We start from the raw sequence: 18,724 nt of genomic DNA on the forward strand, positions 1-18,724 counted from the left end.
TTGGGGGCGGGGGTAGGGTGTGCGTTCACAAAAGGGTGTGCAATAAAAAGGCAGGATGCGGTGGCCAGATTCAAGACAGTGTGACACGGACGAACTTGCGCTTGCCCACCTGCAGCACGTAGGTGCCGGGGCCCAGGCGCAGCCCTTTGTCGCTGATCGGCGCACCATCGACGCGCACGCCGGCGCCGTCGATGAGTCGGTTGGCCTCGCTGCTCGAGGGTGCGAGCCCAGTGGCCTTGAGCAGCGCCGCGATGCCCAGCGGCGCGCCTTCCAGCGAGCGCTCGGGGATGTCGTCGGGCACGCCGCCTTGGCTGCGGTGGATGAAATCTTGCTGCGCCGCTGCTGCCGCCGCCGCGCCGTGAAAGCGCGTGGTGAGCTCGAGCGCCAGCTGCACCTTGGCGTCTTTGGGGTTGCGCCCGGCGGCCACTTCGGCGCGCAGCGCCGCGATCTGCGCCTCGGTCTGGAACGAGAGCAGCGTGTACCAGCGCCACATCAGCTCATCTGAAATGCTCAGCACCTTGGCGTACATGGTGGGCGCCGGCTCGTTGATGCCGATGTAGTTGCCCTTGGACTTGCTCATCTTCTCGACGCCGTCCAGCCCCTCGAGCAGCGGCATGGTCAGGATGCACTGCGGCTCCAGCCCGTACTCGGCCTGCAGGTGGCGGCCCATGAGCAGGTTGAACTTCTGGTCGGTGCCGCCCAGCTCCAGGTCGGCTTTGAGCGCCACCGAGTCGTAGCCCTGCATCAGCGGGTACAAAAACTCGTGCACGCTGATTGGGCTGCCGGCCGTGTAGCGCTGGTGAAAATCGTTGCGCTCCATCATGCGCGCCACGGTGTACTTGGCCGCCAGCCCAATGAGGCCGCGCGCGCCCAGCGCATCGCTCCACTCGCTGTTGTAGCGCACCTCGGTGCGCGCCGGGTCCAGCACCAGGCTGGCCTGCTGGTAGTAGGTCTGGGCGTTGGCCTGTATCTGCTCGGGCGTGAGCGGTGGGCGGGTGCTGTTGCGCCCCGAGGGGTCGCCGATCAGGCTGGTGAAGTCGCCGATCAAAAAAATCACCGTGTGCCCTAGGTCTTGCAGCTGGCGCAGCTTGTTGAGCACCACCGTGTGCCCGAGGTGGATGTCGGGCGCGGTCGGGTCCAGCCCGAGCTTGATGCGCAGCGGCTGGCCGCTGGCTTGGCTGCGCTGCAGCTTTTGCACCCAGTCGGCCTCGGGGATGAGCTCCTCGCAGCCGCGCCGCGTCACGGCCAGCGCGTGTTGTACGTCAGCGTTGAGCGGGGCAGTGGGGGGCGCCGCAGCGATGGGTGGGGCAGTGGTTGGACTCATTCCGGTTTCTACAGATGGCCGCGCGCGGTGAGCGCGTTATACTGATGTTTTACTTGTGGTCGGATTTTAGTCGGCGCGCCGCCTGCCGGGCTCATCGGCAGCTGTGTGGTGTGCGGTGGCTTATCATCCGCCCTGCAGCTGCGCCCAGTTCTCGGCGCCCTGCTCCTTTTTTTACTCGCCGCCCTGTTGCGCCCGTCCAAGCGCAGCAGGTAGGCCTTGATGTTGATCTTGAATGAACGAACTGGCCCAGCACATCAAGCGCACATTGGTTAAGTACCCCAAGCATTTCATCGCTGGACTGGGTGCTGTTTTGCTCGGCACGGGCGTCACGGCGTTTGGCGTGGCCCCCCTCGAGGCCGAGATTGCCAACCTGCCGGTGCAGCAAATCGTCGAGACGGTGCCGCACGCAGCGCTGCAGCCCCTCGCTTTGGCCGCACCCATCGCTGCCTCTGCCTCAGCCTCCGCCACCCCGGCCGAGCTGCAAGCCCCGGTGCCCTTCGTGCTGTTTCGCACCGATTTCACGCGCCGCGACGACACCGTGCAAAGCTTGCTGCAGCGCCTAGGGGTCAACGACAGCGCCGCCCACCAGTTCGTGCGCAGCCACCCCGACGCGGCCGTGCTCATGCGCGGCCCCGCCGGCAAACTGGTGCGCGCCGAAACCGACGACGACCAGCGCCTGCTGCGCCTGAGCGTGCGCTGGTTGCCCAGCAACGATTCCGACCGCTACCAGCGTTTGCTGATCGAGCGCAGCGGCAGCGGCTTTGTGGCCCGGGTCGATCAAGTCGAAGCGCAGCGCTCGGTGCGTGTGGCCAGCGGCACGATCCGCAGCACCTTGTTTGCCGCCACCGAAGCGGCCGATTTGCCCGACCGGGTGGCTTCGCAACTGGCCGATATTTTCAGCGGCCAGATTGATTTCCGCCGCGACCTGCAACGCGGCGACTCGTTCCGTGTGGTCTATGAGGCCATCGAGTCCGAGGGCGAGCTGTTGCGCTACGGCCGCCTGCTGAGCGCCGAGTTCGTCAACAAGGGCCGCGCGCACCAGGTGCTGTGGTTCGAGGCCGAGGGCCAGCCCGGGGCTTACTTCACTTTTGCCGGCGAGAGCACGCGCCGCGCCTTCTTGGCCTCGCCACTCGAGTTCTCGCGCATCAGCAGCGGCTTTGGCTTGCGTTTTCACCCCGTCACGGGGTTGCGCCGCCCGCATTTGGGGGTCGATTTCCCGGCGCCCATCGGCACCCCGGTGCGCAGCGTGGGCGATGGCGTGGTCAAGTTCGCCGGCAGCCAGCGCGGTTTTGGCAACGTGGTCTTCATCCAGCACCGCAACAACATCGTCACCGTCTATGCCCACTTGCACCGCATCGACGTGCGCCAAGGCCAAAGCGTGGCGCAAAGCCAATACATCGGCCAAGTGGGTTGCACGGGGGTCTGCACCGGCCCACACGTGCACTTTGAATACCGCTTGAACGGCATCCACCGCGACCCGATGCTGCTGGTGGCCGAAGGCGGCGGCAGCGCTCCGCTCACTGCCGCCTTGCGCCCGGCGTTTGAGCAGGCCGCTGCCGACATGAAGCAAAAGCTGGCCGCCGCCGCCACCTTGGTGCAAGCCAGCGCCCAATAACTCTGAGCCCGCCCACCACCTCCACCTCCACCTACACCATCGGCCTGATGTCGGGCACCTCGCTCGACGGCGTCGATGGCGTGCTGCTGGAATGTGGCACCAGCCCTGCGGCTTTCAAAGTGCACGCCGCCGCCAGCGCCGATCTGCCCGATGCGCTGCGCCAAGCCCTGCTGAGCCTGAATCAAAGCGGCCCAGACGAACTGCATCGCGCCGCCGTGGCCTCAAGCCAACTGGCCGAGCTCTATGCCGAGGTGGTGGCGCAGTTGCTCCAGCGCAGCGGCTTGGCCGCCGCGCAGATCCGCGCCATTGGGGCGCACGGGCAAACGGTGCGCCACCGCCCGCCTAGGGATGGCGAACCGTGGCCCTACACCTGGCAGATCAACCAACCTGCGCAGCTGGCCGAACGCACCGGCATCAATGTGGTGGCCGATTTTCGCAGCCGCGACATCGCTGCCGGGGGTCAAGGCGCGCCCCTGGTGCCGGCCTTTCATCAGCGCCTGTTTGGGCACGCAGGGCAGTCGGTTCTGGTGCTCAACCTGGGCGGCATGGCCAACATCACGGCGTTACCGGCCAACGGCGCCGTGTACGGCCTCGACACCGGGCCCGGCAATGTGCTGCTCGACCTCTGGTGCCAGCGCCACACCGGTGCCTGGTTCGACCGCGATGGCGCTTGGGGTACCAGCGGAAGCGAGCACGCTGGGCTGCTGGCGCACCTGCTCGTCGAGCCCTATTTTTTGCAGCGCGGCATTAAAAGCACCGGGCGCGACCTGTTCCATGCCGGCTGGCTGGACGAGCGCCTGCGCGGCTTTGCCGGCCTGCCCCCTGCCGACGTGCAAGCCACCCTGGCGCGCCTGACCGCGCGCAGCGTGGCCTTGGCGGTGCAAGACATAGCTTGGGGCGGCGCGGGGCCGCAGCAGGTTTGGGTGTGTGGGGGCGGCAGCCGCAATGCGCAGCTGATGTGCCTGCTGGCTGCAGAACTGCCGCAAGCCCAAGTGCAAGCCAGCGACGAAGCCGGTTGGCCAGCGCAATGGGTGGAGGCCGCCGCCTTTGCTTGGCTGGCGCTGCAGGCCCTAGAAGGCAAACCCGGCAACCTGCCGAGCGTCACCGGGGCGCGCGGGGCGCGGGTGCTGGGCGCGATCTACCCGGCCTGAAGGCCTTTAGGTACTGAAGCTCGAGCCGCAACCGCAGGTGGTGCTGGCGTTGGGGTTTTTGATCACGAACTGCGCCCCCTGCAGGTCTTCTTTGTAGTCGATCTCGGCGCCCACCAGATACTGGTAGCTCATGGCGTCGATCAGCAGGCTGACGCCGTTTTTGCTCATGGTGGTGTCGTCTTCGTTGACCACTTCGTCAAAGGTGAAGCCATACTGGAAGCCCGAGCAGCCGCCGCCTTGCACGAACACGCGCAGCTTCAGGTCGGGGTTGCCCTCTTCGGCGATCAGATCGGCCACCTTGGCCGCCGCGCTGTCGGTAAACACGAAGGGTGCGGGCATTTCGGTGGTTGGGTGTTCTGCGACTGCGCTCATGGTGCGGTGTTCCGATAAGTAAACCTGTGCGGCAATACTAAAGCAAAAAACTCAAGATAGGGCCTAGGCCGGCGATTGTCTGCGCTGGCGCCGGGGTTTTTGGCCGCTCGCAACGCCCACCCCCAGCCCGCCGTCCACCGGCCGGCAAGCAGGCGCAAAAAACCGCCCTGCGGCTCGTGACCAGAGGGCGGTGATGCACAAAGGCCCAAAGCCCTTGCAGCGGTTTAACGCTTGGAGAACTGCTTGCGCCGGCGTGCCGAACGCAGACCGACCTTTTTGCGCTCCACTTCGCGCGCGTCGCGCGTCACGTAGCCGGCCGCGCTCAGGGCGGGCTTGAGGGCCGCGTCGTAGTCGATCAAGGCGCGCGTGATGCCGTGGCGCACCGCGCCAGCCTGGCCCGATTCGCCGCCGCCGTGCACGTTGACTTGGATGTCAAAGGTCAGCTCGTTGCCGGTGAGCAGCAGCGGCTGTTTGGCGATCATGATCGAGGTCTGGCGGCCAAAGAAGTTTTCGATGTCTTTGCCGTTGATCGTGATCTGACCCGTGCCTTTTTTGAGGAACACGCGGGCGACGCTGGATTTGCGCCGGCCGGTGCCGTTGTTCCATTCGCCGATCATGTGCGCTCCTCGAGGATGGCCAAGACTTTGGGTTGCTGGGCGCTGTGGGGGTGCTCGGCACCGCCATAGACCTTCAGCTTTTTGATCATGGCATAGCCCAGCGGGCCTTTGGGCAACATGCCCTTGACCGCTTTTTCCAGCGCCCGACCCGGGTGCTTGGCCTGCATGTCGCGGAAATTGGTGCCGTAGATGCCGCCCGGGAAGCCCGAGTGGCGGTAGTAGATTTTGTCCAGGGACTTGTTGCCCGTGACTTTGAGTTTGGCGGCGTTGACGACGACGATGAAATCGCCCGTGTCCACGTGAGGGGTGTAAATGGCTTTGTGTTTGCCGCGCAACCGGAGTGCCACTTCGCTGGCGACACGTCCGAGCACCTTATCGGTGGCGTCAATCACAAACCACTCGTGCACCACCTCGGCCGGTTTGGCGCTGAAGGTTTTGGTCATGAGTTTGCTCTGAATAAAGCGGGTTTGGCAGGCGTCTTTTCCACGGTCGGTGCGGCTCTGTTGGCCGCCTCTTAGGTGGGTTTGCGCAGCATCAGCCCCCCCGCAAAGGGAAAAAGCCTCGGCCACGCCTTCGCCGCGGACACCCAAAGCGCTGCGAAGCCCGCCATTCTAACTGCAAACACACAACTCAAGCAAGCAAAATTCAAGGCCGCTGCGGTTTGCGCGCATGGCTGTGGTTTACCATGCGCCCATGTTCAGTTATCGCCACGCCTTTCATGCCGGCAACCACGCCGATGTACTCAAACACCTGACGCTGGTGGCTTGCCTGCAATACCTGGCCCAAAAAGACGTGGGCCTGCTGCTGGCCGACACCCATGCGGGCGCGGGCATCTACCGGCTCGACCAAGAGCTGGCGCGCACCTCGGGCGAATCCGGGCGCGGCATCGTGCGCGTGGCCGCCGCGGCGGTGCAAGCGCGGGCGCAGGGCCAGCCGCTGCCGGCGGCGGTGCAGGCCTACCTCGAGCTGGTGCAGATCTACAACCTGGGCAGCGACAGCTTGCGCCACTATCCCGGCTCGCCTTGGATCTGCCAGACGCTGCTGCGCCCGCAGGACCAGCTCAAGCTGTTCGAGGTGCACCCGACCGACGCGCGCCTGCTCGAACGCCACGTGGCCGACCTTGGGCGCGGCAAGCAGATCGAGCTGCGCCGCAGCGACGGTTTTGCCGGCCTGCGCGCGCTGCTGCCACCGCCCACGCGGCGCGCGCTGGTGCTGATCGACCCCAGCTACGAGCTCAAAACCGACTACGCCGCCGTGCTCGACTGCCTCGAAGACGCGCTCGAGCGCTTCCCCACCGGTTGCTACGCGGTCTGGTACCCGGTGATCGCGCGGCCGGAGTCGCACGCGCTGGCGCGCAAGCTCAAGGCCTTGAGCACGCGGGTGCAACGGCCCTGGGCGCAGGCGCTGCTCGACGTCGGGCAGGCACCCACCAGCGGCCGCAGCGCCGAAGTGGCGCGTGGCCAAGCCCGCACGCCCCTGCACGCCAGCGCCATGCACCTGATCAACCCGCCCTTCGCCTTGGCCGAGCAGTGGCGCGCGGCACTGCCGTGGCTGAGCGCCGCCCTCAAAGAAGGTCCGGGGGCGCAGTGGCAGGTCGAATCCGGCGGCTAGGGCTCTCAGATTGTCGATGCGCTCGATGGCGCAAGCGGACTGCAGGCCGCCAAACCCACCTGCACAAGCTTTACTGCCGCAGCCGCGCGCACAGCGCCAGCGTGGGCGCGCTCTGGTTCATGGTGTAAAAGTGCAGCCCCGGCACGCCGGCCAGCTGCAGCTGCTCGCATAGATCGCCCACCACCTCGCGCCCAAAGGCCTGGATACTGGCCACGTCGTCGCCATAGCCCAGCAGGCGCAGGCGGATCCAGCGCGGCACCTCGGCCCCGCAGGCATCGGAAAAGCGCAGCAGCTGGCTCGAGTTGGTGATGGGCATGATGCCGGGCACGATCGGGATCTCGATGCCCAGCGCCTGCGCCTCATCCACAAAACGAAAATAGGCGTCGGTATTGAAAAAATACTGCGTGATGGCGCTGTCGGCGCCGGCGCGCACCTTGGTCAGCAGTGCCTGCAGATCGGCCTGCGGAGAGCGCGCCTGCGGATGCACCTCGGGGTAGGCCGCGACCTCGATCTGGAAAGCGACGCCAAACTCGGCCCGTATAAAAGCCACCAAGTCGCTGGCGTATTGGAACTCGCCCCCTGAGCCGTAGCCGCTGGGCAAGTCGCCGCGCAGGGCCACCAAGCGCCGCACCCCCATGCCCTGCAACTGGCGCAACTGCTCGCGCACGCTGGCGCGGGTGGCACCGATGCACGAGAAATGCGCCGCCGCCGGCACGCCCTCGGCCAAAATCTCGGCCACGGTGGCAAATGTGCCTTCTTGGGTCGAGCCCCCGGCACCGTAGGTGACCGAGCAAAACTCGGGCCGCTGGGCGTAGAGCTGCTGGCGCACGGCGCGCAGCTTAACCGCGCCCTCGGGCGTCTTGGGCGGGAAAAATTCAAAACTGATGGGCAAGGCCTGGGCCATGATCGTGCTCCGTGGGGCCGGGCCGCCACGCCGCAGCGGCCCGATGCAAACCCGGCGCTGTCGTGCAGCCCCCTGCTGGGGCGCAGCAACGCACAGCGCCAGCCTGAGATGGGCTTAGTAGCGGTAGCTGTCGGGCTTGTATGGGCCCTGCTTGGGCACGCCGATGTAAGCCGCTTGATCGTCCGACAACTCGGTGAGCATGGCGCCGACTTTTTTCAGGTGCAGGCGCGCCACTTTTTCGTCCAGGTGCTTGGGCAGCACATAGACCTTGCCGGCGTCGTAGCCGTCGGGGTGGCCGTAGAGCTCGATCTGGGCGATGGTCTGGTTGGCAAAGCTCGACGACATGACGAAGCTCGGGTGCCCGGTGCCGCAGCCCAAGTTCACCAACCGGCCCTTGGCCAGCAAAATGATGCGCCGCCCCGAGGGGAAGATCACGTGATCGACCTGTGGCTTGACTTCATCCCACTGGCAGCGGGCCTCGAGCTCGGTGACTTCGATCTCGTTGTCGAAGTGGCCGATGTTGCACACGATCGCTTGGTCTTTCATGCGCGCCATGTGCTCGTAGGTGATCACGCCCTTGTTGCCGGTGGCGGTGACGAAAATGTCGGCGTGCTCGGCAGCGTAGTCCATGGTCACCACACGGTAGCCTTCCATGGCGGCTTGCAAGGCGTTGATGGGGTCGATCTCGGTCACCCACACCTGGGCCGAGAGCGCGCGCAGCGCCTGCGCCGAGCCCTTGCCCACGTCGCCGTAGCCGGCCACCACGGCCACTTTGCCGGCGATCATCACATCGGTGGCGCGCTTGATGCCATCGACCAGCGACTCGCGGCAGCCGTAGAGGTTGTCGAACTTGCTCTTGGTGACCGAGTCGTTGACGTTGATGGCGCGAAACAGCAGCGTGCCCTTGGCCGACATTTCCTTGAGCCGGTGCACGCCGGTGGTGGTCTCTTCGGTCACGCCGATGATCTGCGCGCCCTTGCGGCTGTACCAGGTGGCGTCGCTGGCCAGCTTGGCGCGGATGGCGGCAAACAGAATGCGCTCTTCGTCGCTGCCGGGGTTGGCCAGCACCTCGGGGTGGCGCTCGGCCTGCTTGCCCAAGTGCATGAGCAGCGTGGCGTCGCCGCCGTCGTCGAGAATCATGTTCGGGCCTTCGCCCTCGGCGCCCGCTGGGCCAAACTCAAAAATGCGGTGGGTGTAGTCCCAGTACTGCTCCAGCGTCTCGCCCTTGAAAGCAAACACCGGCGTGCCACTGGCGGCAATGGCGGCGGCGGCATGGTCTTGGGTGCTGAAGATGTTGCACGAGGCCCAACGCACCTGCGCGCCCAGCGCCTGCAGGGTCTCGATCAGCACGGCGGTCTGGATCGTCATGTGCAGGCTGCCGGTGATGCGCGCGCCCTTGAGCGGCTGGCGCGCGGCGTATTCTTCGCGTATGGCCATCAGGCCGGGCATTTCGGTTTCGGCAATGCGGATTTCTTTGCGCCCCCATTCGGCAAGGCCGATGTCGGCGATCACGCAATCGGCGAGGAGGGGGGATTTCAAGGCAGCGTTCATGTAAGGGGCTCCGGCACAACAGGGTTGGGTTCAAACCACTGCTCGCGGCTGGCACAAAGCGCTCACCGCACGAGGAGTGGGTGAGCGTCGTTGCGGGGGGCCAACAGCAGCGGGTGCCGCGGCCGGTTCCGAGCCTCACACCGCCGCCGCATGGGGCTCGGTGCTGCAACGCTCCTCGAAACACTCAGAAATTATAGGCCAAGCGGATGGATGTGCGGCATGGACGTGCGGCACAAAGGGGATTTGGGGCAGCCCCGGCTTGACATCCTCTGCGGTGTCCAGATCATCGGTTCCAGATCACCGGTGTCCAGATCACCGGTGTCCAGATCACCGGATACAGGCCGTTACAATCTGCAACGTTGGTGCTCGCTGCGCCGGTTCTGGTGCGGCGGTTAAACGGGAAGCAGGAGGACCCTGGGCGCGTCTAGTGCATGGGTCTAACCTGAGCTGCCCCCGCAACGGTAAGTGGACGAGCCGCCCGCACAGGCGGCTTCGCTGTGCGTCTCCAAAAGCCACTGGAACGCCTTTTGCTCGCGCAAAGGGCTTTCCGGGAAGGCGGCGCCGGTCGCATCCACCAGCCCGGATACCGGCCAACAGGGTGGTCCCCTTCGTGGGGGCCGTTGCGTCCAAGCAGCGTCGGGGAAGGCGCTGAGGACACGCTCTGTGGTGTTAACTTTCATGAAAAATTCTTTTTCGCGCGCCCCTGTCGCGGCTCGGGCAGCGCTGCCGGCCGCCCTCTATGGTCTTTTCGGCCTTGCTGGTGTGTGGGTAGCAGCCCCCGCTGCGGCCAGCCCCGAAGCCGCCACCCCGGGTGCTTTGAGCCCGGTGGTGGTGACGGCGACGCGCACCCCGGTGCCCAGCGATCAATTGGTCGCTCAGGTGGTGGTGATCGAGCGCGAAACCATCGAACAAGCCCAAGGGCAGACTTTGGCTGCGCTGCTGCAACAAGCCGCTGGGGTGCAGATCAGCAGCAATGGCGGGCTGGGCAAGGACTCCACCGTGTTCTTGCGCGGTACCGAAGGGCGCCATGTGCTGCTGCTGATCGACGGCGTACGCTACGGCTCGGCGACCCTGGGTGCGCCCAACTGGGACAACCTGCCGCTGGCGGCGATCGAGCGCATCGAGGTGCTCAAAGGCCCGGCGGCGGCGCTCTACGGCAGCGACGCCGTGGGCGGGGTGGTGCAGATTTTCACCCGGCGCGTTCAGGAGGGCTTTCATCCCCATGCTGGCGTCACGCTGGGGGCACACGGGCATCGGGCCGCCAACGCTGGGGTTGCGGGCGGACAAGGGCGCTGGCAGTATCGGATCGGGGTCTCGACCCTGCGCGAAGACGGTTTTTCGGCCACGAATCCTGCGGTGCCGCCGGGCTGGGTAGCGTATACGGTGCCACCGGACCCGGTGCCCCGTTGGAGGACGCGGGACCGGCATAACCCCGACGCCGATGGCTTCGAGCAAGACGCGCTCAACGGCAGCCTGCGCTTCGAGCCCAGCCCCGGTTGGCTGCTGACGGCGCACGGGCTAATTTCCAGTGGCAATAGCGCCTTCGACGACGGCACGCAGGTGCAGGATGTGCGCGGCCTGACCAGCACCCGGGTACTGGGGCTCGGCCTAGAGCGCGCTTGGGACGGCGGTGCGCGCACCAGCCTGCGCCTGAACCGCGCCGACGACTTGACGCGCAATTTTGATTTCGAGGGCAATACGCGCTTTGACACCGAGCGGCGCCAGTGGACGCTGCAGCACGACCAACCCAGCCCCATCGGCACCCTGACGCTGGGCCTAGAGCACAGCCGCGAAGAGGTGGACAGCAGCACTGCTTTTACGGTGCGTGAGCGCCGCATCGAGGGTGTTTTTGTGGGACTGCAAGGCAGCGCTGGACCGCACGCTTGGCAGGCCAGTGCGCGGCGCGACGACAACTCGCAGTTCGGTGTGGCCAGCACCGGCTCGCTTGCCTATGCGTTTGAATTTGTCGAGGGTTGGCGCGTGCGCGCCGCGCACGGCACCAGTTTCAAGGCCCCGAGCTTCAACCAGTTGTACTGGCCCGGGTATGGCAATCCCACCACTCAGCCCGAGCGCGGTCGCTCCAGCGAGCTGGGGCTGAGCTACGCATTTGGCAGCCAGTCGCTGCAACTGACGCGCTTTGAGCAGCGCATCCGCGGCTTCATCACCGCCGCGCCGACGGTGGCTAATGTGCCCCGGGTGCAGATCGACGGCTGGAGCCTGGTCTGGCAAGGCAGCGCAGATGACTGGCGCTGGCGCTCCGACCTGGAGTTGCTGGAGGCGCGCAACCGCACCCCGGGCGCCAACTTCGAGCGCCAGCTGCCGCGCCGAGCCGAGCAACAGTTGACGCTGAGTCTAGAGCGGGCCTGGGGCGACGACTGGTGGTTTGGGGCCCACGCCCTGCTGGCAGGGGAGCGCTTCGACGACACCGCCAACACCCAGCGCCTGCCGGGCTATGGCAAGCTCGACCTAAGCGCCGAGCACCAGTTGTCCAGCGACTGGCGGTTGCAGCTGCGCCTGAACAACGTGGGCGACAAGCGCTACGAAACGGCGCTGGGCTACAACCAGCCCGGGCGCGCCCTCTTTGCCAGCCTGACGTGGCAGCCGCAGCGCTGAAAGCCAGTGGCAACCTGTCCCGCTCTTTTGATTGCTGCTCCGGCGTCGGGGCAGGGCAAAACCAGTGTCACCTGCGGCTTGGCGCGTCTGCATGCGCGGGCCGGGCGGCGGGTGCAGGTATTCAAGTGCGGCCTTGATTTCCTCGATCCCCAATGGCTGGCGCTGGCCAGCGGACAGCCGGTGGACAATTTGGATCTGTGGGTAAATGGCGAGGCCGATGTTTGCACACGGCTTTGCCATGCATCTGAGCAAAATGATCTGATTTTGATTGAGGGGGTGATGGGTCTGTTCGACGGCGAACCCAGCGCGGCTGATTTGGCGCAGAGGCTGGGCGTTCCCGTGCTGGCGGTGGTCGATGCCTCGGCCATGGCCAAGACGTTTGGTGCCTTGGTGCATGGTTTGCGCCACTATCAGGGTGGGTTGAAGTGGGCGGGCGCCTTGGCCAACCGGGTGGCCAGCGATGGCCATGCCCACGCGCTGCAGGCTTCAGTGACCGCTGGCCACGAGGATCCACTGCATGCGGGCTGGTTGGGCGCTTTGCGCTGGGATGCGGCTTTTGCCCTGCCAGAGCGGCACTTGGGCCTGACCGCCGCCACCGAGCTGCCAGACGCCACGGCTAGACTGGATGCCATGGCTGATGCCTTGGCCCAAACGCCTTTGGGTCAATTGGATTTTGCAGAGTGGCAGCGTTGGGCGGTGCGTTTTGACATGCCTGCCGAAGCGCCACCCGAGATACCGAAACTGCTGGCTGGTTGCACGGTGGCGGTGGCCCAAGATGCGGCCTTTTGCTTCATTTACCCCGCCAATTTGGCAACACTGGGCGCCTTGGGTGCGCGGGTTGTGGCCTTTTCGCCCTTGGCAGACCATGCGCTACCCCCCTGCGACGCCGTCTGGTTACCCGGTGGCTACCCAGAACTGCATGCCGAATCGTTGGCCCACCTGCAGCGCACCCGGCATGGCTTGGCGGCCCATGTGGCGGCGGGCAAACCGATTTGGGCTGAATGTGGGGGCATGATGCCCTTGTTCGAAGGGTTGACGCTCAACGACGGTCGGCGCTGCGCCATGTGGGGTTTGTTGCCCGGAGAGGTCACCGTGCAGCCACGCTTGGCGGCGCTGGGGTCGCAACAATGGGATACGCCCCATGGCACCTTGCGCGGGCACAGCTTTCACTATTCAACGGTCGACACCTCCCACCCCCCAGCCGCGCAGACCCAGCCTGCGCGGCGCTTTGGGCGGCCCGAGGCGGTTTACCGCCATGGTGCCTTGCAGGCCAGTTATTTTCACGCATGGTTTGCGTCGTCTCCCAAGGCCACAGCGCACCTTTTTTTGCCGGAGGCCGCATGAATCTGCCCGGCCCGGAACGCATAGTCTGCCTGACGGAAGAAACCACCGAGTGGCTCTACCTGCTCGGGCAGGAGCGGCGCATCGTGGGCATCAGCGGCTACACCGTGCGGCCGCGCCGGGCGCGCGAGGAGAAGCCCAAGGTCAGCGCCTTTCTCAACGCCAAGATCGACAAGATCCTCGACCTGAAGCCCGACGCCGTGTTCGGCTTCTCCGACTTGCAGGCAGACATCGCGGCCCAGCTGATCCGCGCCGGTGTGCAGGTGACGGTGTTCAACCAGCGCAGCGTGGAAGAGATTTTCTCCATGCTGTTCCAGGTCGCGGCGATGGTGGGTTGCGCCGACGAGGGGCTGGCGCGCATCGAGGCCATGCGCCAGCGGCTGGATGCCATCCGTGCCGAGGTGGCCGTGCTGGAAGCCGCAGGCAAGCGGCGGCCGAAGGTGTTTTTCGAGGAGTGGGACGAGCCGCACATCAGCGGCATCCGCTGGGTGTCGGGCTTGCTGGGCATTGCCGGTGGTGACGACGTGTTTCCCGAATTGGCCGTGCAGTCGCTGGGCAAGGACCGCATCATTGCCGACGGGGCCGAGATCGTGCGGCGTGCACCGGACATCATCATCGGCTCCTGGTGCGGCAAGAAGTTCCGCGCCGAAAAGGTGGCCGCGCGGCCCGGCTGGCAGGACGTGCCGGCCGTGAAAACCGGGCAGATGTTCGAGATCAAGTCGGCCGACATCCTGCAGCCGGGTCTCGCGGCGCTGACCGACGGGGTGGAGCAGATGCACCGCATCGTCAAGGCATGGATGGTGGCCCATGGTTGAGTTGGCGCGCAGCGAACTGATCCTGGGCGGCCAGAAGAGCGGCAAATCGCGCCGGGCCGAGCTGCTGGCCCGCGACTGGCTGATGGCATCGCCCGCGCACCGGGCGGTGCTGGTGGCCACCGGCCAGGCCTGGGACGACGAGATGCGCGAGCGCATCGCGCGCCACCAGGCCGACCGCGCCGTGCGCGTGCCGGGCATGCTGACGGTGGAAGAACCGCTGGCGCTGGCCGAGGCGGTGCGGCGGCACAGCGACGGCCACACGCTGGTTGTGGTCGATTGCCTGACCCTGTGGCTGACAAACCGCATGATGCCGGCCGACCCGACACAGGCCCTCCCCGAAGCGGCCGTGATCGCGGCGGGCGAAGACCTGTGCGCGACCATCACTGCGGTGCCCGGCCCGGTGGTGCTGGTGGGCAACGAGATTGGTCTGGGTGTGATCCCCATAGGCCGCGAAGTGCGTGCGTTTGTGGACGCGCTGGGTCGTCTGAACCAGCAGGTGGCGGCGGCTTGCGAGCGTGTCACGCTGATGGCGGCCGGGCTGCCGCTGACCCTGAAAGGCCACTCATGAAGGCGATGCTTCGGCAACTGGCGATGGGGTTGATTGTGATACTGGCGCTGCCCGCGCAGGCGGCCCTTCAGGTCACCGACGACAAGGGCGTGGTGGTGAACTTCGAGCGCTCGCCACAGCGCATCGTGAGCCTGCTGCCTTCATTGGCCGAGACGGTGTGCGAGCTCGGGCATTGCCAGCGCCTGGTGGGTGTGGACCGCTATTCCACCTTCCCCGCCAGCCTCACGAAGCTGCCGCAGGTGGGTGGGGGACTGGACCCGAACATCGAACTGATCGTGGCCTTGCGGCCCGATGTGGTGCTGATGGCCACCTCGTCCCGCGCGGGGGACCGCTTGCGGGCGCTGGGCATCAAGGTGCTGGCGCTGGAGCCCAAGACCCACGCCGACGTGCAGCGGGTGATACTCAAGATCGGCCAGTTGCTGGAGGTGCCGGACGCGCAGCGCATCTGGCGCGCCATCGACGCGGCGGTGATGGCGGCGGCCCAGTCGCTGCCCCCCGGCGTGCGTGGCACGCGGGTGTATTTCGAGGTCAACCCCGGGCCGTACGCGGCGGGTGAGGCGTCCTTCATCGGCGAGACCCTGACGCGGCTGGGCGTGAAGAACATCGTGCCGGCCTCGCTCGGCCCCTTCCCCAAGCTCAACCCGGAGTACATCGTGCGCGCCAACCCGGACCTGATCATGGTCGGCCAGCGCAGCGTGGACGGCATGATGCAGCGCCCCGGCTGGCACAGCCTGCGCGCCATGCGCGGACAACACCTGTGCGTATTCCCGGCCGAGGAGTCCGACACCCTGGTGCGCCCGGGACCGCGCATGGCCGAGGGCGCGCGCATCATGGCGCGCTGCCTGGCGTCCAAAGCACCTGCGGTCAGCAAAGGGGTTGCGCGTCCATGAACGCCAGGCGCGCGTCCTGGCTCGTCGCCGCCCTGCTGCTGGCGGCGGTGCTGCTGGCCGCGCTCGGCGTCTGCGTGGGCAGTGCCGGTTTCGAGAACCTGCTCGGCCCACTGTTTAATCCGGGCCTGGACCCGGACGCCACCGCCATGGCGCAGCAGATCGTGTTCGACATCCGCCTGCCGCGCACTCTGGGGGCCTGGGGGGCGGGCGCGCTGCTGGGGCTGGCCGGGGCCGTGGCGCAGGGCCTGTTCCGCAACCCGCTGGCCGACCCGTTCCTTCTGGGCAGCGCCTCGGGCGCTTCGCTGGGCGTGGCGCTGGCGCTGGCGGCCATGGGCGGGGCGGGCGGCATGCTGGGTGCCAGCATGATGAACAGCGGCGTCGCGGTGAGTGTGTTTTCCAGCAGCGTCTGGGTGCGCCTGGGGCTGACCGGCGCGGCCTTCGGCGGTGCGGTGCTGGCGGTGCTGCTGACCCTGGTGCTCTCGCGCGGTGTGCAGCACACGCTGCGCCTGCTGCTGGCCGGTGTGGTGGTCGGCGTGGTGCTGGGCGCCATGACGCATCTGGTGCTGCTGTTCTCGCCCGAATCGCTGCAGGCCATGCAGGCCTTCATGCTGGGGTCCACCAGCTTCGTGGGCTGGACCGCCGCCGGCCTGATGGCGGGCGTGTGGGTGCTGTGCACGCTGGCGGCCTGGCTGCTGGCGCGCGTGCTCGACGGCCTGAGCCTGGGCGATGCCACGGCGCGCAGCCTGGGCCTGCCGCTGGGCCCCATGCGTGCGGCGCTGGTGGGTGTGCTGGCCCTGGCCACCGGCACCGCCGTGGCGCAGACCGGCCTGATCGCCTTCGTGGGCCTGGCCGCACCTCACCTGGTGCGTTCGCTGGTCAAGACCACCAGCAGCCGTCTGATGCTGCTGGCCAGCTGCATGGGTGGTGCCCTGCTGATGGCGGCCGACACGCTGGCGCGCTGGCTGATCGCGCCGCAGGAGCTGCCGGTGGGCGTGCTCACCGCGGTGCTCGGCGGCGGTTATCTGCTGTGGCTGATGCACCGCAGCACGCGGCTGGGCCGGGGAGGAGGGCTGTGAGCGCCACACCTGCATTCAACGTCCCTGCGCTGGAAGCGCGCGACCTGGGTGTTCGCTTCGGCGACGCGGCCATCCTGCACGGCATCACGCTGGCGCTGCCGCGTGCGCGTTGGACCAGCATCGTCGGGCCTAACGGCGCCGGCAAGTCCACCCTGCTCAAGGCCATGGCTGGCCTGTTGCCGCACAGCGGCACCTCGGTCCTGCTGGGTCAGCCGCTGCCCGACTGGCCACACCGCCAGCGGGCGCAGCAGCTGTCGTGGCTGGGCCAGAACGAGGCCAGTGGCGACGACCTGACCGTGTGGGACGTGTCCATGCTCGGCCGCCTGCCACACCAGGCCTGGCTCAGCCCGCCCAGCGCCGCCGACCACGCAGCGGTGGAGCGCGCGCTGCGCGCCACCCAGGCCTGGGACTGGCGGGCACGTTCGCTCGGCCAGCTGTCCGGCGGCGAGCGGCAGCGCGTGCTGCTGGCCCGCGCCCTGGCGGTGGAGGCCCAGGTGCTGCTGATGGACGAACCCCTGGCCAACCTGGACCCGCCGCACCAGGCCGACTGGCTGTCCATCGTTCAGGCCCTGGTGCGCGAAGGCCGCACCGTGGTCAGTGTGCTGCACGAGATCGGCATGGCGCTGCATGCCGACGAACTGGTGGTGATGGCGCAAGGGCGGATCACGCACCAGGGCGCCTGCGCCGACCCCGCCACGCACCGCGCGCTCGAAGCCGTGTTCGATCACCGCGTGGCGGTGCGCGAACTGGACGGGCAGTGGGTGGCCTTGCCTCTGCCGGGTCAGACTGCCTCGAACGAATTTTCAAACGGCGCAAGCAACAGCGCCACAACCTAGGAGCAGCGTCATGCACATAGAACCCGCACTGGTGGACACCACCAAGATCTTTCTGAGCTACGCGACAGCCACTGCCGCGCTGGGCTATATGACCAAGTTGGCTTGGGATATGGTGCGCCAGGAAGGTATTGCCGCGCTGCTGGCCCGGTCGGTGATCACAGCCTTGCTGGTGTTTGCCTTTTTCGAGGTGCTGCCCACGCACCCGGTGGGCGTGTCCGAAGTGCATTTGATTCTGGGTAGCACGCTGCTGCTCGTGTTCGGCGCTGCACCTGCAGCCATCGGTCTGGCGGCGGGGCTTGCCGTGCAGAGCCTGTTCTTCGCGCCGGACGACCTGCCGCAGTACGGCATGAACGTCACCACGTTGCTGGTGCCGCTGTTCGCGATCCAGGCGCTGGCCCGTCGCGTGATCGCGCCAGCGACGCCGTATGTGGACATCCGCTACGCGCAGGCCCTGAAACTCTCGGTGGCGTACCAGGGCGGCATCGTAGTGTGGGTGGGTTTCTGGGCACTGTACGGCCAGGGCTTTGCTGCGGAAAACATCGAAAGCATCGCTACCTTCGGCGCCGCCTACATGACCGTCGTATTGCTGGAGCCGCTGGTGGCCCTGGCGGTGCTGGCGGTGGCCAAGCAGTTGCACAGGCTCAAGGGCTCGCGCGTGGTCGAACCGCGCCTGTACTCGGCGGCCTGAGACGGGTGAAGTCTTGAAGACCGGTTTCGTGTCCATCGTCGGTGCGGGGCCTGGCCCGCTCGATCTCATGACTCTGCGCGCGCTGGACCGCCTGCGCCGCGCCGACGTCGTGGTACACGACCGGTTGATTGCGCCTGAGGTGCTTGACCAGATTCCGGGCGGTGCGCAGCGCGTGTATGTGGGTAAGGCCCTGGGCCACCACGCCGTGCCGCAGAACGGCATTCACGACTTGCTGGTGGCGCATGCGCGCGCCGGTGTCCGCGTGGTGCGCCTCAAGGGCGGGGACCCTTTCGTGTTCGGACGGGGGGGAGAAGAGGTGCAGGCGCTGCAGGCCGAGGGCATCGCCTTCGAGGTGGTTCCTGGCGTTACGGCTGCCAGCGGCTGCTCGGCTGCGGCAGGCATTCCCCTGACCCATCGGGATTTTGCGGCGAGCTGCGTGTTCCTGCCGGGGCATCTGGCCGACGACGGCGCCACGCACGACTGGCGCGCACTAGCCCGGCCTGGCCAGACGCGGGTGTTCTACATGGGTATCCAGCGCCTTTCCCACATCGCCGAACGCCTGATGGCGCACGGCCTGTCACCCGACACACCGGCCGCCATCGTGCGCGACGGCACCCGCCCGTCGCAGACGGTGCTGGCCTGTCGCCTGGGCCGCCTGGTCGATCAGGCGCCGGCCTATGGGCCGCAGCCCGGTCTGCTGATCGTCGGCGAGACCGTGCAGATGAGTCCCCATTTCGAGTCCGACTGAACCG

At 67.0% G+C, this 18,724-nt stretch carries 18 protein-coding genes and 2 riboswitches; of the genes, 12 read left to right on the forward strand and 6 right to left on the reverse strand.

What is annotated here, in order from left to right:
* Window positions 1–70: 70 nt before the first annotated feature.
* Window positions 71–1,324: a tyrosine--tRNA ligase gene (tyrS, locus tag ACVMK0_RS01720; protein ID WP_476464084.1), complete on the reverse strand. Its 1,254-nt coding sequence runs from the start codon at window positions 1,322–1,324 to the stop codon at window positions 71–73.
* 232 nt (window positions 1,325–1,556) lie between these two features.
* On the opposite strand from tyrS, the gene ACVMK0_RS01725 reads away from it, so the two are divergent.
* Both ACVMK0_RS01725 and ACVMK0_RS01730 read left to right on the forward strand, forming a co-directional pair.
* The gene (locus tag ACVMK0_RS01725) at window positions 1,557–2,939 is read left to right on the forward strand and encodes a M23 family metallopeptidase (RefSeq protein WP_045534562.1); all 1,383 of its coding nucleotides are present in this window, start codon (window positions 1,557–1,559) and stop codon (window positions 2,937–2,939) included.
* Between the two features lie 47 nt (window positions 2,940–2,986).
* Window positions 2,987–4,090 (forward strand): anhydro-N-acetylmuramic acid kinase, encoded by a 1,104-nt coding sequence (locus ACVMK0_RS01730; protein ID WP_476464085.1) that lies wholly within the window; start codon window positions 2,987–2,989, stop codon window positions 4,088–4,090.
* Window positions 4,091–4,096: 6 nt separating this feature from the next.
* Here ACVMK0_RS01730 and erpA read toward each other — a convergent pair whose 3' ends face one another.
* The 3 genes from erpA to rplM all read right to left on the reverse strand — a co-directional run bounded on the left by erpA (window position 4,097) and on the right by rplM (window position 5,522).
* Window positions 4,097–4,462: an iron-sulfur cluster insertion protein ErpA gene (erpA, locus tag ACVMK0_RS01735; RefSeq protein ID WP_034111479.1), complete on the reverse strand. Its 366-nt coding sequence runs from the start codon at window positions 4,460–4,462 to the stop codon at window positions 4,097–4,099.
* Window positions 4,463–4,686: 224 nt separating this feature from the next.
* Entirely contained in the window at window positions 4,687–5,079 is a 393-nt protein-coding gene (rpsI, locus tag ACVMK0_RS01740) for a 30S ribosomal protein S9 (RefSeq protein ID WP_034111481.1), read from the reverse strand.
* Window positions 5,076–5,522: a 50S ribosomal protein L13 gene (rplM, locus tag ACVMK0_RS01745; protein ID WP_034111483.1), complete on the reverse strand. Its 447-nt coding sequence runs from the start codon at window positions 5,520–5,522 to the stop codon at window positions 5,076–5,078. Before rplM ends, rpsI begins: the two co-directional genes overlap by 4 nt.
* 250 nt (window positions 5,523–5,772) lie before the next feature.
* Between rplM and ACVMK0_RS01750 the strand changes: the two genes are divergently transcribed.
* Window positions 5,773–6,690 (forward strand): 23S rRNA (adenine(2030)-N(6))-methyltransferase RlmJ, encoded by a 918-nt coding sequence (locus tag ACVMK0_RS01750; RefSeq protein WP_476464086.1) that lies wholly within the window; start codon window positions 5,773–5,775, stop codon window positions 6,688–6,690.
* A 70-nt stretch (window positions 6,691–6,760) separates the two neighbouring features.
* On the opposite strand, the gene metF is transcribed toward ACVMK0_RS01750, so the two are convergent.
* The gene (gene metF / locus ACVMK0_RS01755; RefSeq protein WP_476464087.1) at window positions 6,761–7,594 is read right to left on the reverse strand and encodes a methylenetetrahydrofolate reductase [NAD(P)H]; all 834 of its coding nucleotides are present in this window, start codon (window positions 7,592–7,594) and stop codon (window positions 6,761–6,763) included.
* 114 nt (window positions 7,595–7,708) lie between these two features.
* Window positions 7,709–9,145, reverse strand: coding sequence for an adenosylhomocysteinase (gene ahcY, locus ACVMK0_RS01760; RefSeq protein ID WP_045534567.1), 1,437 nt, complete (start codon window positions 9,143–9,145; stop codon window positions 7,709–7,711).
* 75 nt (window positions 9,146–9,220) lie between these two features.
* Window positions 9,221–9,328: riboswitch (S-adenosyl-L-homocysteine riboswitch) on the reverse strand.
* 160 nt (window positions 9,329–9,488) lie between these two features.
* Window positions 9,489–9,754, forward strand: a riboswitch (cobalamin riboswitch).
* A gap of 153 nt (window positions 9,755–9,907) precedes the next feature.
* On the opposite strand from ahcY, the gene ACVMK0_RS01765 reads away from it, so the two are divergent.
* Genes ACVMK0_RS01765 through cobA form a run of 9 tightly spaced genes read left to right on the forward strand, consistent with a single transcriptional unit; the run spans window position 9,908 to window position 18,720 of the window.
* Window positions 9,908–11,758, forward strand: coding sequence for a TonB-dependent receptor domain-containing protein (locus ACVMK0_RS01765; protein ID WP_476464088.1), 1,851 nt, complete (start codon window positions 9,908–9,910; stop codon window positions 11,756–11,758).
* Window positions 11,759–11,764: 6 nt separating this feature from the next.
* The gene (locus tag ACVMK0_RS01770; RefSeq protein ID WP_476464089.1) at window positions 11,765–13,102 is read left to right on the forward strand and encodes a cobyrinate a,c-diamide synthase; all 1,338 of its coding nucleotides are present in this window, start codon (window positions 11,765–11,767) and stop codon (window positions 13,100–13,102) included.
* Entirely contained in the window at window positions 13,099–13,914 is an 816-nt protein-coding gene (locus ACVMK0_RS01775) for a cobalamin-binding protein (RefSeq protein WP_476464090.1), read from the forward strand. Before ACVMK0_RS01770 ends, ACVMK0_RS01775 begins: the two co-directional genes overlap by 4 nt.
* The gene (locus ACVMK0_RS01780; RefSeq protein WP_476464091.1) at window positions 13,907–14,482 is read left to right on the forward strand and encodes a bifunctional adenosylcobinamide kinase/adenosylcobinamide-phosphate guanylyltransferase; all 576 of its coding nucleotides are present in this window, start codon (window positions 13,907–13,909) and stop codon (window positions 14,480–14,482) included. The genes ACVMK0_RS01775 and ACVMK0_RS01780 overlap by 8 nt, the downstream gene beginning before the upstream one ends.
* A gap of 5 nt (window positions 14,483–14,487) precedes the next feature.
* Window positions 14,488–15,372, forward strand: coding sequence for an ABC transporter substrate-binding protein (locus ACVMK0_RS01785; protein WP_476464629.1), 885 nt, complete (start codon window positions 14,488–14,490; stop codon window positions 15,370–15,372).
* Window positions 15,369–16,448 (forward strand): FecCD family ABC transporter permease, encoded by a 1,080-nt coding sequence (locus ACVMK0_RS01790; protein WP_034113334.1) that lies wholly within the window; start codon window positions 15,369–15,371, stop codon window positions 16,446–16,448. Before ACVMK0_RS01785 ends, ACVMK0_RS01790 begins: the two co-directional genes overlap by 4 nt.
* Entirely contained in the window at window positions 16,445–17,284 is an 840-nt protein-coding gene (locus ACVMK0_RS01795; RefSeq protein ID WP_476464092.1) for an ABC transporter ATP-binding protein, read from the forward strand. The genes ACVMK0_RS01790 and ACVMK0_RS01795 overlap by 4 nt, the downstream gene beginning before the upstream one ends.
* 10 nt (window positions 17,285–17,294) lie before the next feature.
* A complete protein-coding gene (locus ACVMK0_RS01800) occupies window positions 17,295–17,972 on the forward strand; it encodes an energy-coupling factor ABC transporter permease (protein WP_476464093.1) in 678 nt (225 codons plus the stop codon).
* A gap of 13 nt (window positions 17,973–17,985) precedes the next feature.
* Entirely contained in the window at window positions 17,986–18,720 is a 735-nt protein-coding gene (cobA, locus tag ACVMK0_RS01805; RefSeq protein ID WP_476464094.1) for a uroporphyrinogen-III C-methyltransferase, read from the forward strand.
* The last annotated feature ends 4 nt before the right edge of the window (window positions 18,721–18,724 follow it).

Source organism: Serpentinimonas sp. SSL01 (assembly GCF_056323735.1).